Here is a 14,145-nt window from a genome sequence, read left to right as displayed (position 1 = left end):
CAAAGGGGACGGGCTTATTCCCGTGGAACGAATCCTTGGAAAATAACCCCGTCCCCTGTGAAAGCGATGTAGCAAACGCTACTGCCTTGAAGAATCCGGTTGGCGAGCCTTACTCCGGCACTGACCCTAAACGACTATGGCTGCTTCGTTCCCGACCTGACCAGGTTCACCGTCGAACCATGCGAAGGGGCCCGCCAGCCGAGATTCTAGCAGAGCTGCGCTTCGCGCGCTCGCTCGAATCTCGGCAGGCGGGCCCCGAGGGGCAATATGTGGGCCCCCTCCCCGGCCCTCCCCCCGAGGGGGAGGGGGTGGGGGCTTTGCTTCGCTTGCCCCTTCGGCTCGCTTCGCTTTGCCTTGCTTGGCTGCTTTGCATGGGGCAATTTCTTGGCGCGGGGGCGTTGCTTCGCTTGCCCTTTTGGCTCGCTTCGCTTTGCCTTGCTCCTATCCGGCGCTGCTTAGCGCGCGGGGCGTTGCTTCGCTCGCCCCCTTTTACTCGCTTCGCGTGGTTGCCTCGAATGCCGCAGTTGCTTTTGCTTGGGGCGTTGCTTCGCTGGCCGTTGTGCTTGCCCTGTTGCGCGTTACTCCAGCAGATCTATCCATGCCTTTGCGCGCGGGAAGTACAACGCGGCTCGGGCGCTGCGGCCGTCCAGGGCGGTGACTTGGGTGCAGTAGCGCTGCAATTGTTCGCCGTGGCGTTGGCGCATGCGGATTGCGAAGGCGGCGGGGGATTCTCCGGGGTGGGGGCGGCCGGTTTTGTAGTCGACGATCAGCCAGCCGTCTTCGGTGCTGAGCGCCAGGTCGATGACCGAGACTTTTCCGGCCGCGTCGATGAGGGGCCATTCGCGGCGGGCACCGGACTGGGATAGGAGCCAGAGGCCGCGTTCGTCTGCCAGGGTGGCTTGCAGCGTTTCCAGGACGGCCTCGGCGGCGGCGTCTGCCTGGCTGGCGGGGATGCCGGCTCGGGTGAGTTGGCGGCGCATGGCGGGCAGGCGGGGCGTGAGGGCTTCGGGGGGCCAGGCTTGTATGCCGTCCTGGCCGATGCGGGCCAGCCAGGCGTGGGCCAGGGTGCCGATGGCGGCGTCGTAGCCGGCTTCGAGTTGCCAGGCGGGATGTTCGGCGGCTTCGCCCCAGGCGCCTCGGGTGGCCGTGGCGAAGCCGGCGCTCATGGTGATGCTGGATTGGCGTTGCAGTTGCGCGAGGCCGGCGTTGTCGATGCGTCGCAGGGGTTCGCCTTGCCACTCGGGGGCGTCGGCTTCTTCTTGCACCGTTTCGCCATTCAAGGAAGGTGGAATGGGTGGGGTCAGGCACGGCCACAGGCGGCCCAGCAGGCTGGCTGCGGGCGGGGTCTTGATTTGGCCAGAGGCTTCGTCGATCGAGACGTGTCCGACCAGATGCAGACGTTTGCGGGCGCGGGTGGCGGCGACATAGAGGAGACGGTCTATTTCGTAGGAGGCGCGGCGCGCTTCGCGGGCGCCCAGGTAGCGTGAGACCGGGTCTGCTTCTGTTTCGGCGCGAGGCTTGACCGGGCCGAAGAGGACGCGGCTGCCGCTTTGTTCGAAGCGCACCAGGGGAGCCTGATCGCCGCGCGGCGCGCGGTGCAGGCCGTACAGGATCACGGTTTCGAACTGCAGGCCCTTGGACTTGTGCATGGTCATGATCTCGACCGCGCCTTCGTCTTCATCGGCAGCGTCGGGCGCGGCGAAGAGGCGGGAGATGCCGGCGTCCAAGGCGGCCACGTCGATGTTGCCGTGCGGGGCAAGGCGTTCGACCAGTTGGAACAGGCTTTCCGCGTCGTTGGCGACCGACAGGCCAGCGTACAGGCCCGGTCCGCCCAGGCGGCGCCACAGCGATTCCACCCACGCGGCGAAGGGGATGGCGCCCGATGCGTTGCGTTTGTCCAGGAGGACCGACGCGACTTGGCGCAGGCGCGCGAATTCGTCGGGGCTGAGTATTGCTTGCGCGGACGGGGCTTGCGGTTCTGGGGCGGGTGCGTCAAAGAGCGAGCCTTGCGGGCCGGATGCCTCGGGCGCTGCCGTTGCAATGGGCTGCGGGGCGATGCGCAAGGCGCGTTCCAGCAGCACGGGCACCGGCGTGATGTGGTCGTCGCCGAAGAGCCGCTGCAACGAGGTGAGCGTCAAGCCGCAATAGGGCGCGCGCAGCACGGACAGCCAAGCGAGGCGGTCGGCCGGATGCGACACGGCGCGCACGAGTTGCACCAGGTCGGCCACCACCGGCCGCAGCGCCAGCGGCACCAGGTCGACGGCGCGCGAGCGTATGCCTTCCTGTGCGAGCCGGCGCGTGAGGTTGCCCAGGTGACTGCGGGCGCGCACGAGAATCGCGACGGGGTGCTTGGCGCCCTTGTGATCGATCAGCGCCTGGCGCACCAGTCCCACGGCGATGTCTTCGGCCTGTTCTTCGGCGGGCGGCGCGCCCTCGCGCGACCATGCCGGATGAAAGCGCACCGCGGGGTCGGGCAGCGCCGGGTGGAAGGCCGTGGACGGACTGTACGCGATGGCGCCGGCGGCGGCGTCGCTACGCCGGGGCAGCAGGTCGACGAACGACTGGTTCACCCAGTCGACGATGCCTGCCTGCGAACGGAAGTTGTCCGTGAGGTTCAGGAAGTCGGGCTTGACCTCGCCCACGCCGATGTCGGCGACTTCGAGAAACAGGCCGACCTCTGCCTTGCGGAAGCGGTAGATCGACTGCATGGGATCGCCCACGAGGAACAGGCTGCGGCCATCGCCGGACTGCCAGCCTGCCGTGAGGGTACGCAGCAAGTCGAGCTGTGTCTGGCTGGTGTCCTGGAATTCGTCGATGAGCAGATGCCGGATCGAGGCGTCGAGTTTGAGCAGCAGTTCGCCCGGGTCGTCAGCGCTACCCAGCGCGGCCGCGGCCCGCTGGGCGATCTCGATGAAGTCGACCTCGCCTTTTTCGGCAAAGCGCAGCCGCAACTGCGCCACGGCCAGGGCAAGCGTCATGAGCTGCGCGCCCAGCACTTCCCATTGGGCATCGGTGAAATGCGGCGCCGGAATATCGCGCACGGCGTGCAAGCGGCGCACCCAGGCGGCTTGCGCGTCGGCGGCTTCCAGCCAGGCGACGAAGGGTTCCTTGTGCGCGCACTTGGCCGGGAACCCCAGGTTCTTGTTGACGGTCTTGCGCAGGGAGCCGGTGCTGGTCAGCAGCAGGTGCGCGACGGCGCGCCAGGCGTCCAGCAGTTCGGCGTCGGGTTGCAGTGCTTCGGTCCAGTCCAGCAACGCAGCCAGCTTGTTGTCGTCTTCGGCGTCCTGCAGGTGGGCGGCGGCCAGGCGCGCCGGGCCGCAAAGCGATTCGGACCAGCCGTAGGGCATGGCGGCGCACAAGGCATCGAGGTCTTCGCCGATGGCCTCGGCCAGCATGGCCTCCATGGCCTCGCGGTCGGAACCGTGGCGCAGCAGCGGCAGCCATTGATCGCGCTGGCCCAGCATGTCGGCGATGGCGTCCTTGGCGGCCTGCACGTCGACGTCCAGGTGGCGCAGCAAAATGCGGACGGCCTCGTAGTCGTCCGCCAGATCCAGCGTGGCGCGCGCGGCGGCTTCGTAGTGCGAGCGCGCATCGTCCGTGATGTCCGGCATGCCGCCCAGCTCCGACAGCCACGGCATGCTGCGCACCAGCCCCGCGCAGAACGAGTCGATGGTGCGGATGGCGAGACGCGCGGGATGCTCGAGCAGATGCCAGCCCTGTTCGGCATTGCGCGCCAGCGCCGCGCGGGCGAGGTCCCAGCTGCGGCGTTCGTGCGCAGCCTCGGGAGGCGCATCCAGCCCGCGCCGCAGCTTGCTCAGCACGCGGGCGTGCATCTCGGACGCGGCCTTGCGCGTGAACGTGATGGCGACGATTTCTTCGGGCCGGTTCACCGTGGCCAGCAAGGCCAGGATGCGGTCGGTGAGGAGTTCGGTCTTGCCTGAGCCTGCGGGCGCCTGGACGAGGAAGGACCGCGCGGGGTCGAGCGCATCCGCGCGAGCGGCGTGGTCATGCGGAAGGCGATCGGGTTCGGCCATGTTCATGCGTCCTCGTCGTCAAGATGCAAGCGCAGGAACGGCAAGGCATCGCAGTATTTCAGATCGTCGCGCCGGTAGGCGACGTTGGCCGCGTACCCCGCCACGTATTCGTCGGCCAGGGATTCGATCGCCACGCGCCAACGTTGGCGGATCTCGGGCCAGGACAGGCCGTCGAAGTATTTGCTTTCGCTGGCGAGTGTGACGCCGGGCATGCCCAGGTCTTCGTCGGCCAATCCTTGCGCGGCGACCTGCCGCGCGTGGATCTGCGCCAGCACCAGCCCCGCGGCTTCGCCGCCGGCCGCGTCGGCCAGGACCGATGCATAGAACGGCAACTGCACGTTCACGGGACGGCTGCGGGACCAGTCGGGCTCGGGCTTGGCCGCCGCCACGCCGGTCTTGTAGTCGACGATGACGTTGCGGCCGTCGGGCAGACGGTCGATGCGGTCCAACCGCAACTTCAGGTTCAACGCGCCACGCTGCCATTGATGATTTTTTTCGACCTGAGCCACCGCGAACGGCAGGCGCTGCGCTTCGAGGTCCAGCCATGAGGCCAGCACGGCCTGGGCGCGCTGGCATTCCAGCGCGCGCAAGGCTGGCGCGTATTCCTTGAGTTCTTCGTCGGCGGCCTGCGCCACGGCCTGCTCCAGCAACGCCGGCAGACGGCCAGCCGCAAGCTGCTCGTGCAGCGCGTCCTGGTCGGGCATCATGCCCCACACCACTTCAAGCGCCTTGTGCAGGAACTGGCCACGCACGTTGACGGTGGCGGCATCGGCATAGGGCGCGAGCTCCCGGCCGCCGAGGCGATGGCGCACGAACGCCCAAAGCGGATTGCGCGCCTGCGTGTCCAGCACATCCAGCCCGCCCCCGCCGCGATTGCCGGCCGCCAATGGAGGCCCCTGCGAATCGTCGAGCGATTCCTGCGGCAAGGCGGCCTGCGCCGCCGTAAGCGCGGGCGTCCAGTCAGTAAGAGAGAGCGCCGCGATCAGTGGCGAAGGACGCAGCTCGCGCTCGCCATCCATGTGGGCGTGGCTGACGATGATGTCGGGCGCGCAGCGGCACAGCGCGGCAAACATGCCTTCGGCCCATTCGCGTTCGCGCTCGGGCGTGGCGCGCGGCGCCCGGGCCTGGCGCAGCACGGCAAGCGGCAGCAGCGGGTTTGGTTTGGGCGAAGCGGGCAACACGTCGTCTGTCAGGCCCAGCAGCCAGACGCCATCCCAGTAACCGCCTTCGGCTTCCAGCAACCCAAGGACGTCCAGCCGCGCGAGCGGATCGCGCTGCGGCTGGAACGAGGAGGACCGCGCCACGCTTTCCAGCAGGTTCACGGCGGCCACGCCGCCCAGGCGGCCCGCGGCCGGCGCCAGCGCCGAAAAGCTGCCGAGCGCATCGCCCAGCGCGCCCATGACCTGATAACCCACGCTGTCGAGCGGGGCTTCGCCGGGAAAGCCCAGCGCCGTCAAGGCGGCCTTCATGCGCAGCATCCAGACGTCGCACGTGGCCTGGCGGCCGCCTTGCGTCCAGATTTCGGTGGCGTGGTTCCAGGCCTGCGCCAACGCCGGCAGATCGGCAAGCAACTTGCGCCATGCTTGCGGGGCGATATGCAATTGCCCCTGGCGCCGCCAGCGCGCGTCGATGGCGGCAAGCCGCGCGCGGTCGCGCACGTCGCCGGCGCAATGGCCTGCAAGCAACGCGGCGCCCAGGACACCCACGCCGCAGCCCTTGCCCTGCGCGCATTCGGCCAGCGCCCGCAGCCAGGCCAGCGCGGCGCGGGCCATGGGCCATTCATCGAGCGGCCGGCCCACGGCAACGTTGAACGCAAACGCCGGCGCGCCGTCGCGCCCGGCCAGCGCCTGGCTGAGGACGCGGCGCGCGAAGGGGGATTCGGCTTCCAGTTGCGGCGACACGATGGCATAACGCCCGGCGGGGTCGGCCTTCAAACGGCTGGCCGCCCAGTCGGCGGCGGCGCGCCATTCGGCGCCCTGATCCGCGGCCTCGAAGCGCTGCGCCACAGCCGCCACACGCTGGGTATCGCGCCATTGCGCCACGCGTGTGCCCTGGGCCTCGAATGCGTGCAGCAGGCGCTGAAAGCGGGGCGAGATGTCGGTGAACCCGGCAAGCACCAGTTGCCGCGGCGTGGCAAGGCGTCCGGCTTCGAGGGCGCGCAGCACGCGCGCGTAACCCTGGTTGGCGTCTTCGGCATCGATGCCGGCCAGCGTGTGGCGATAGCGCTCGCGCCAGCGCGCAAAGCCGCGGTATTCGTCGGTGTCCGCGCCGGACGGCACCTGCAGCGCCCATTCGTCCATGAGCAGGTCCGCATCCATGGAAAGCCGCGCCGCCTGACTGGCATCCAGCAGGACGCGCTCGGCTTCTTCGAGGCGGATGGCTTCGGTCCAGACGAGCTGCGTTGCAAAACTGTCCAGCCGGTAGGCGGGCACGTCTTCGTCGGATTCGAACGCGAGTTCGTTGGCGGATTCAGCGAGCCAGGCGGACAGCGGCAGGATGCGCGGCAGCTCGCTGACCTGGCGTTCCTGGCGCAGCAATCCGGCGAGCTCTAGCGTGAGGCGGCGCGACAGGCGGTTGTTCACCGTGAGCACGAGCGTGTCTGCCGCGGGCAGACTGGCGATGTCCGGCAACGAGAAATCGGAGTAGGAAGGCGCTGCGTCCTGCATGGTCATCCAAGGGCACGGGCGGCGGGCCGCCGCGCGACGAAGAGCAATGAAAAAGGCGGAGAAAATCTCCGCCGTAGGATACCGCGAGGCGGCCGCCGCGACGCGGCGGTTGCGGTAAGCCGAGCCCTGTCAAAACCCGCAGAGTGCGGCCAGGTTTTCCCAGTGAATCTGCATCTCGGGCGTGGTGTAGCCCCAGAACGCCAGCCCCAGCACCGCGGCCAGCGCCAGCACGCCCACCGCTCGCCAGCCTTTGCGGCGAGGGGTTTCGGGTTGCGGTCCGAGGGTCATGGCGGGGCTCCGGCAGGTCGCGGTCAGGCCGTGGCGGGCTGCGCCGGCGCGACCGGCTGCTCGCGCACGGGCAGGCAGAGCAGCGCCGCGATGACGGCCAGCGCCACGCCCAGCCACCAGACCAGATCGTAGCTGCCGGTCTTGGCATACGCGTAACCGCCCAGCCACACGCCAATGAAGCTGCCCAACTGATGGCCGAGAAACACGATGCCCGAGAGCGTGGCCGCATAACGCAAGCCGTAGATCTGGCCAATGAGTCCTTGCGTCAGCGGCACGGTGCCGAGCCAGAACAACCCCATCCAAGCCGCGAAGGCATAGAGCACCCACGGCGTCAGCGGCACCGACAGCAGCAACAGGATGCCGAACGCGCGCATGAAGTACACCACCGCCAGCAGCCGCTTCTTGCTGTATTTGCCGCCCAGCTTGCCGGCGTAGAACGAACCCAGGACGTTGAACAGGCCGATGAGCGCGATCGCGGTGGCGCCCTGCCCGGCCGTCAGCCCGCCGTCGGTCACATAAGCCGGCAAGTGCAGCGTGATGAACGCGGTGTGAAAGCCGCAGACGAAGTAGCTCCAGAACAGGAAGTGGAACGACGGATGGCGCACGGCCTGCTTGATGGCGGTGCCCAGCGACTGATGCGGACCGGCGTGCGCTTGGGGGCGGCCGCGCAGGAAATACGCCAAAGGCGCGCCGCAAGCCACGAACAGCGACAGCACCCAGAGCGCGCCCGTCCAGTCCAGCCCGCTGATGAGCAACTGCCCGGTCGGCACCACGGCAAACTGGCCCAGCGAGCCGCCCGCGCTGGCGATGCCCATCGCCGTGCTGCGGTAGGCGGGCGGCACGGCGCGCGCGACGACGGGCAGGATGACGGGGAACGTGGTGCCCGCCTGTCCCAGTCCGACCAGCACGCCCGCGGTCAGGTAAAGCGTAGCCTCGTCGGTGGCAAAGCGCGTGCCGATCAGGCCCAGCATGTACAGCACGGCGCCCAGCGCAATGGTGCGGCCAGACCCATAACGGTCGGCCAGCATGCCCATGAAGATACAGGCCACGCCCCAGACGAGGTTCTGCAGGGCAAACGCCATCGAAAATACTTCACGGCTCCAGCCGTGCGTCAGGCCCATCGGCTGCATGAACAGGCCGAAGGTGGCGCGCACCCCCATGGCAAGCAGCACGACCAGGGTGCCCAAGACAATGGTGCGTGCGGAAATCGTATCGGTTTGGCTAGACATGAAACCCGTGTCTGGTTGTTTTTTGGGTTTGCGCCCCCTCCTCGGGGCGGCCCCACGCAGCGGTGGGACGCGAACATCATATACAAGTCGGCATGCGGGTCCGTGAATACCCGCGTTGCCGCAACAAGCTTCACCCGCGAGGCCATCCCGGGCGAGCGCCCGGCGCGCGGTGATTTGGGCGTTGCCGCGCCTGCTGATAGACTTGCGTCCTGCTTCGAAGCCCGCGTCTGCAGTGCTAAACTTCGGCTCGCAAGTTCCGCAGCAATTTCAAGGCCTTAGTGCGAAGCGCCCCCCGTTTTGGCGGCCCTTTTCCGTCGATGGCGACGGCACTGCCTTGCGCCCCCCCTCCTCGCTCGCCGTAGTTAAATGGATATAACCGGCCCCTCCTAAGGGTCAATTGGTGGTTCGATTCCACCCGGCGAGGCCAGCTTCGGCCTCGGCTCCGCGCGCAGATTCTTCTCAAAAAAGTCCACCTATTCAGCCAGATGAGGGTTAATCCGGGCTACGCTCTTGCGCGCCGCGCGGTTAGCTTTGCGGCTTCCGACTTGTGACTAATTGATGCGGCCACAACCCGTCACGGTGTTTTTTCTGAAAAACTCGCAAATCGCCTTGCGCACTACTTGAAATTGCTGTTTAAATTCGACGCGTAAGCCCATAATTCATCTGGACTTTTTCTGATCCGACGAAACGCCGGCGTAAGAAATATTTGCTCACAGACCACAAGCCTGCCCAACCATGGCCTTTTCCTGGAAACGTGCAATTGCGAACGCCATAGCGCCTGCCGCGCTGGCGGTGTGCGCGCTCCTGCCCCCTGCGGCGCAAGCAGCCAAAAATTCCGACCCTTGCAAGACCAACGCCAAGTCGGCGGCCTGCAAGGCGCAACAAGCCAAGAAAGCGCCGGCGCCCAAGGCGGGCTCCGGCAAGAGCGCCGCCGCCAAGCAGGCGGCGCCGTCCGCCAAGAAGGCGCCGCCCAAATCCTCGTCGGCCAAGAAGGCACCCCCCAAGAGCGGCAAGCAGGTGGCCGCGAAAGGCACGCCGCCCAAGAAATCGGGCGCTGCCGGCAAGGGCGGCAAGACGGACAAGGCCGCGCGCGGCCGGCGCGTAGCCGCCGCCGGCGCAGCCAGCGCGGCCATGCCGCCGCCCGCCGCCTCGGCGCGCGCCGAAGCGGCCGCGCTGCGGTCCAGCACCGCTTACGTGCAAGACCTTGAAACCTCCACGGTCATCTTCGCCAAGAACGAAAACGTCGTGCGCCCCATCGCTTCCATCTCGAAGCTGATGACGGCCGTCGTCGTGGTGGACGCCAACCTGCCGATGGACGAAATGCTGGAGATCACCGACGAGGACGTCGACGAGCTCAAGCACACGACGTCGCGGCTGCGGGTGGGCACCAAGCTGTCGCGCGGCGACATGCTGCACCTGGCGCTGATGTCTTCCGAGAACCGCGCCGCCAACGCGCTGGGCCGCCACTATCCGGGCGGGCTGCGCGCCTTCGTGGCCGCCATGAACGCCAAGGCGCAGTCGCTGGGCATGACCAGCACGCGGTTCATCGAGCCGACGGGCCTGTCCAGCAACAACGTGTCGTCGCCGCATGACCTGGCCCGCCTCTTGCGCGCCGCGTCGCAGCGCCCGCTGATCCATCGCTACTCCACCGATACCGAGTACGAGGTCGAGATCAACAACCGCACGCAGACCTTCCGCAACACCAACCTGCTGGTGCGCAAGCCCGACTGGGACATCAAGGTGTCCAAGACGGGTTACATCAATGAAGCGGGCGAATGCCTGGTGATGCTGGCGCGCATCAACGGCCGCGATCTGGCCATCGTGCTGCTGGATTCGCAGGGCAAGCTTTCGCGCATCGGCGATGCCGTGCGCATCCGCCGCATCGTGCAAAGCGAAGTGGCCATGGCGTCGATTGCCTCGGGCGGCTGATGCCAGCCTGACCGCTCCACACGGCAAAACGAAGGGCCCGATCTTATCGGGCCCTTTTGCATGGTGCGGCAAAGCGGTTCACGCCGCGCGGCGCTTAGCGGGGACGGGCTGGGCGTCGCAGAGCGAAGGCGGCAGCCCTTCCAGGACGGCTTTCGCATTGAGCGATCGGATCGGCACGCTGGCATCGCGCGGGATCCTGCCCTCGGCCTGCAACAGCTGATACCGCAGGCAGCACACGCGCAGGAACGAGGTGAAGTTGGCGGCCTCGCCGCGGTACTCGACCAGTTCGTCGTACAGGCGTTCGATCAGTTGGGTGACCCGCAGGCCGTCTCGGCCGGCGATTTCTTCGAGGACCTGCCAGAACAGGTGCTCGAGCCGCAGGCTGGTCGCCACGCCGTGCAGGCGCAGGGACCGGGTTTCGCAGGCATACGAATGCTCGGTGGCGCGGATGAAGATTTCACACATGGGAGCTCCTGGGCATCGGCGACACGCAGCCGGACCGGCGCGCCTGCGATCGACTGTACGACGATTGCCTCTCCCCCGGCAATAAGGCCCCGAACCTGTAACGATCTCGACCTTCCCGCGCCGATTGATGTACATCATGGATTTGAGCGCGCAAGCGTTCGAGCATAGTGAAACTGATCAGACTTCGGAGGTAGCGATGGAAAAAACCATGAAGGCCGCAGTTGCACGCGCATTTGGCAAACCCCTGGTGATCGAGGAAGTCGCCGTGCCGCGCCCGGGCCCGGGCGAGCTCCTGGTGAAGATCGAAGCCTGCGGCGTCTGCCACACGGACCTGCACGCCGTGGAAGGCGACTGGCCCGTCAAACCCAATCCCCCCTTCATTCCCGGCCACGAGGGCGTTGGCCACGTCGTGGCCGTGGGCGCCGGCGTCACCCACGTCAAGGAAGGCGACCGGGTCGGGATCCCCTGGCTGTATTCCGCCTGCGGACATTGCGAACACTGCCTGGGCGGCTGGGAAACCCTTTGCGAGCAGCAGCAGAACACGGGTTACTCCGTCAACGGCGGCTTTGCCGAATACGCGCTGGCGGCAGCCGACTACGTGGGCCTGCTGCCCAAGAACGTCGGCTTTGTCGACGTGGCGCCGGTACTGTGCGCCGGCGTCACGGTTTATAAGGGCCTGAAGATGACGGACACCCGCCCCGGCAACTGGGTGGTCATTTCGGGCATTGGCGGCCTGGGTCATATGGCGGTGCAGTACGCCAAGGCGATGGGCCTGAACGTGGCGGCCGTGGACATCGATGACGCCAAGCTCGACTTCGCGCGCCGGTTGGGCGCGGAAGTCACCGTCAACGCGATGAACACCGATCCGGCCGCCTACCTGAAGCGGGAAATCGGCGGCGCGCATGGCGCGCTGATCACTGCGGTGTCGCCCAAGGCCTTCGAGCAGGCGCTGGGGATGGTGCGCCGGGGCGGCACGATTTCGCTGAACGGCCTGCCGCCAGGAGACTTCCCGCTGTCGATCTTCGACATGGTGCTCAATGGCGTGACGGTGCGCGGTTCCATCGTGGGCTCCCGGCTGGATCTGCAGGAGTCGCTGCAGTTTGCCGAAGAAGGCAAGGTCCACGCCACGGTCGCCACCGAAAGCCTGGACAACATCAACAGCGTGTTCGACCGCATGAAGAAGGGCCAGATCGAAGGCCGCATCGTGCTCGACTTCGCCTGATCGCTTTGCGCCCATACTCGCCACGGGGTGCGGCACTTGCCGCACCCCGTGGCTGATCGCAAAGAATTGGCGCTCTCACGCCCGCCCCGCGCGAGCGGTCAGGGCGTGATCTTCGTGCCCAACACCGCCAGAAACTGCGCCATCCACGCCGGATGGGCGGGCCAGGCCGGCGCCGACACCAGGTTGCCGTCGGTGTAGGCCTGGTCGACGGCGATCTCGGCATAGGTGCCGCCGGCCAGCCGGACCTCGGGCGCGCAGGCAGGATACGCCGAGCAGGTGCGGCCCTTCAGCACGCCGGCTGCGGCCAGGATCTGCGCGCCGTGGCACACCGCGGCGATGGGCTTGTTGGCCTTGTCGAATTCACGCACGATATCCAGCACCTTTTCATTCAGGCGCAGGTATTCGGGCGCGCGTCCGCCGGGGATCACCAGCCCGTCGTAGGACGAGGGCTCGACGCGGTCGAAGTCGTAGTTCAGCGTGAAGTTGTGGCCGCGCTTTTCCGTGTAGGTCTGCGCGCCCTCGAAGTCATGGATGGACGTGGCCACCGTGTCGCCAGCCTTCTTGTCCGGGCAGACCGCGTGCACCGTGTGCCCCACGGTCAGCAGCGTCTGGAACGGCACCATGGTTTCGTAGTCTTCGGCGTAGTCGCCGACCAGCATCAGCAGTCGTTTGCTCATGATTGTCTCCTTGGGATGAGGGTGCGGGCCAGTTCCTGGTCTTCTCGTCCCATTGTGCGCGCCGCGCCGGCGGGGCGGGTGGTAATGGGATACCACCGGCGCGGGATACGACCGCGAAACGCCGCCCTACTCCAACGCCACCGTCACCGGCCGCGCGCCCAGCAGGTCCACGAGCACCTTGGGATCGATGCCTACCAGATACCCGCGCCGCCCGCCGTTGATGTAGACCGCCGGATATGTCAGCACCTCGGCCTCCACCCACACCGGCATCTTCTTGCGGGTGCCGAAGGGCGACGTGCCGCCCACCTGGTAGCCGGAGTGGCGCTGCGCGACCTCGGGCTTGCAGGGTTCGACCTTCTTCAGGCCGGCCTGCCGCGCCAGGTTCTTGGTGGAGACTTCGCGGTCCCCATGCATGACCACGATCAGCGGCTTGGCTGATTCGTCCTCCATCACCAGCGTCTTGACCACCGCGTGCGGGTCCAGGCCAAGCTGGCGCGCGGCTTCGCCTGCGCCGCCGTGGTCGACGTAGTCGTAGGTGTGTTCGGTGTAGGCCACCTTGTGCTGCTTGAGGAACTGGGTGGCGGGTGTTTCGGAAACGTGGCGGGCTTTGCTCATGGGTGTGCCGGTTGAAAAGGGAATGGTGGGCGGCGGCTAGCCGCGCGGGTGATGGGCCGCGTGCAGTGCCTTCAGGCGTTCGCGCGCCACGTGGGTGTAGATCTGCGTGGTGGAGATGTCTGCGTGGCCCAGCAGCATCTGCACCACGCGCAGGTCCGCGCCGTGATTCAGAAGGTGCGTGGCAAAGGCGTGGCGCAGCACGTGCGGCGACAGGGGCGCATGCACGCCCGCGATCACGGCGTATTTCTTGACCAGTTGCCAGAACGCCTGCCGCGACATCGCCTCGGCGCGGCTGGTGATGAAAAGCGCATCGCTGACGCGGCCCGCCGCCAGCTCCGGGCGGGCAGTATTCAGATACTGCGCAATCCAGTGCGCGGCTTCGGCGCCCAGCGGCACCAGACGATCCTTGCCGCCCTTGCCCAGCACCACCCGCACCACGCCTTCGTTCAGGCTGACGTCCAGCGAGCGCACGCCCACCAGCTCGGACACGCGCAGGCCGGTGGCATACAAAGTCTCGAGCATGGCGCGGTCGCGCAGGCCGCGCGGCTGGCCGAGGTCAGGCGCCCGCAACAGGGCGTCCACCTGCTGCTCGGACAGCGTCTTGGGCATGCGCGGCGGTTGCTTGGCCGCCACCAGCGTCAGGCACGGATCGCGTTCAGCGCGGTGTTCGCGCAGCGCCCAGGCGTAGAAGCGGCGCAGCGCCGCCAGCCGGCGGTTGGCGGTGGTGGCGCGGGTTTCTTCGTGGCGGAACGCGAACCAGGCCTCGATGTCCGCCTTCTGCGCATCGCGGATCGGCTTGGCCGGCCCGACGGGCATGGTCTGCGCACGCTCGGGTTCACCGTGCCGGTCGGCCAGCTCCCGGGCGTAGGCCACGGGGTCTTCGAGCCAGCGGGCAAAACCGGTCAGGTCGCGGCGGTAGGCGGCCAGGGTATTGGCGGAAAGGCCGTCCTCGAGCCAGACGGCGTCGATGAAGGCGTCGATATCGGCCTGGGAGGCCAGCGGCTGGCGGGCGGTGGACAT

10 protein-coding genes, 1 tRNA gene and 1 other RNA gene are annotated in these 14,145 nt (G+C 67.5%); 3 read left to right on the top strand and 9 right to left on the bottom strand.

The window, feature by feature from the left end; genetic code table 11:
- Positions 1-98 precede the first annotated feature (98 nt).
- The 5 genes from ffs to FBY20_RS18380 form a co-directional block, all read right to left on the bottom strand.
- An RNA gene (gene ffs, locus FBY20_RS18395) (signal recognition particle sRNA small type) lies at positions 99-196 on the bottom strand.
- Between the two features lie 382 nt (positions 197-578).
- Complete coding sequence (locus FBY20_RS18390) at positions 579-4,034, bottom strand: exodeoxyribonuclease V subunit beta (protein WP_142053854.1); 3,456 nt, start codon at positions 4,032-4,034, stop codon at positions 579-581.
- A 2-nt stretch (positions 4,035-4,036) separates the two neighbouring features.
- On the bottom strand, positions 4,037-6,700 hold the full coding sequence (locus tag FBY20_RS18385) for a PD-(D/E)XK nuclease family protein (protein ID WP_142053852.1): 2,664 nt from the start codon (positions 6,698-6,700) through the stop codon (positions 4,037-4,039).
- Between the two features lie 129 nt (positions 6,701-6,829).
- Complete coding sequence (locus FBY20_RS27780; RefSeq protein WP_174245426.1) at positions 6,830-6,988, bottom strand: hypothetical protein; 159 nt, start codon at positions 6,986-6,988, stop codon at positions 6,830-6,832.
- Positions 6,989-7,011: 23 nt separating this feature from the next.
- Positions 7,012-8,217: an MFS transporter gene (locus FBY20_RS18380; RefSeq protein ID WP_056326784.1), complete on the bottom strand. Its 1,206-nt coding sequence runs from the start codon at positions 8,215-8,217 to the stop codon at positions 7,012-7,014.
- Positions 8,218-8,569: 352 nt separating this feature from the next.
- Here FBY20_RS18380 and FBY20_RS18375 point away from each other — a divergent pair.
- Positions 8,570-8,644, top strand: a tRNA-Arg gene (locus FBY20_RS18375).
- Positions 8,645-8,952: 308 nt separating this feature from the next.
- Complete coding sequence (pbpG, locus tag FBY20_RS18365; RefSeq protein WP_226846670.1) at positions 8,953-10,146, top strand: D-alanyl-D-alanine endopeptidase; 1,194 nt, start codon at positions 8,953-8,955, stop codon at positions 10,144-10,146.
- A 78-nt stretch (positions 10,147-10,224) separates the two neighbouring features.
- Here pbpG and FBY20_RS18360 read toward each other — a convergent pair whose 3' ends face one another.
- Entirely contained in the window at positions 10,225-10,611 is a 387-nt protein-coding gene (locus FBY20_RS18360) for a ribbon-helix-helix domain-containing protein (RefSeq protein WP_056326781.1), read from the bottom strand.
- A 196-nt stretch (positions 10,612-10,807) separates the two neighbouring features.
- Here FBY20_RS18360 and adhP point away from each other — a divergent pair, with 196 nt between their 5' ends.
- The gene (gene adhP / locus FBY20_RS18355) at positions 10,808-11,833 is read left to right on the top strand and encodes an alcohol dehydrogenase AdhP (RefSeq protein WP_063953185.1); all 1,026 of its coding nucleotides are present in this window, start codon (positions 10,808-10,810) and stop codon (positions 11,831-11,833) included.
- A gap of 98 nt (positions 11,834-11,931) precedes the next feature.
- Here the strand turns inward: adhP and FBY20_RS18350 are convergent, their stop codons facing one another.
- The 3 genes from FBY20_RS18350 to xerD all read right to left on the bottom strand — a co-directional run bounded on the left by FBY20_RS18350 (position 11,932) and on the right by xerD (position 14,145).
- A complete protein-coding gene (locus tag FBY20_RS18350) occupies positions 11,932-12,510 on the bottom strand; it encodes a DJ-1/PfpI family protein (protein WP_056326776.1) in 579 nt (192 codons plus the stop codon).
- Positions 12,511-12,636: 126 nt separating this feature from the next.
- On the bottom strand, positions 12,637-13,125 hold the full coding sequence (gene ybaK / locus FBY20_RS18345; RefSeq protein ID WP_056326773.1) for a Cys-tRNA(Pro) deacylase: 489 nt from the start codon (positions 13,123-13,125) through the stop codon (positions 12,637-12,639).
- A 36-nt stretch (positions 13,126-13,161) separates the two neighbouring features.
- On the bottom strand, positions 13,162-14,145 hold the full coding sequence (gene xerD / locus FBY20_RS18340; protein WP_142053850.1) for a site-specific tyrosine recombinase XerD: 984 nt from the start codon (positions 14,143-14,145) through the stop codon (positions 13,162-13,164).

It is taken from the genome of Achromobacter sp. SLBN-14 (assembly GCF_006715415.1).
GTDB classification, from domain to species: domain Bacteria; phylum Pseudomonadota; class Gammaproteobacteria; order Burkholderiales; family Burkholderiaceae_B; genus Achromobacter; species Achromobacter mucicolens.
Note: the sequence above shows the minus strand (reverse complement) of the source record. Positions and strands in the feature narration are given on the sequence as shown.

Coding starts and splice junctions, on each gene's coding strand:
- FBY20_RS18390 (WP_142053854.1), bottom strand. CDS start 4,034: ATGGCCGAACCCGATCGCCTTCCGCATGACCACGCCGCTCGCGCGGAT.
- FBY20_RS18385 (WP_142053852.1), bottom strand. CDS start 6,700: ATGCAGGACGCAGCGCCTTCCTACTCCGATTTCTCGTTGCCGGACATC.
- FBY20_RS27780 (WP_174245426.1), bottom strand. CDS start 6,988: ATGACCCTCGGACCGCAACCCGAAACCCCTCGCCGCAAAGGCTGGCGA.
- FBY20_RS18380 (WP_056326784.1), bottom strand. CDS start 8,217: ATGTCTAGCCAAACCGATACGATTTCCGCACGCACCATTGTCTTGGGC.
- pbpG (WP_226846670.1), top strand. CDS start 8,953: ATGGCCTTTTCCTGGAAACGTGCAATTGCGAACGCCATAGCGCCTGCC.
- FBY20_RS18360 (WP_056326781.1), bottom strand. CDS start 10,611: ATGTGTGAAATCTTCATCCGCGCCACCGAGCATTCGTATGCCTGCGAA.
- adhP (WP_063953185.1), top strand. CDS start 10,808: ATGGAAAAAACCATGAAGGCCGCAGTTGCACGCGCATTTGGCAAACCC.
- FBY20_RS18350 (WP_056326776.1), bottom strand. CDS start 12,510: ATGAGCAAACGACTGCTGATGCTGGTCGGCGACTACGCCGAAGACTAC.
- ybaK (WP_056326773.1), bottom strand. CDS start 13,125: ATGAGCAAAGCCCGCCACGTTTCCGAAACACCCGCCACCCAGTTCCTC.
- xerD (WP_142053850.1), bottom strand. CDS start 14,145: ATGTCCACCGCCCGCCAGCCGCTGGCCTCCCAGGCCGATATCGACGCC.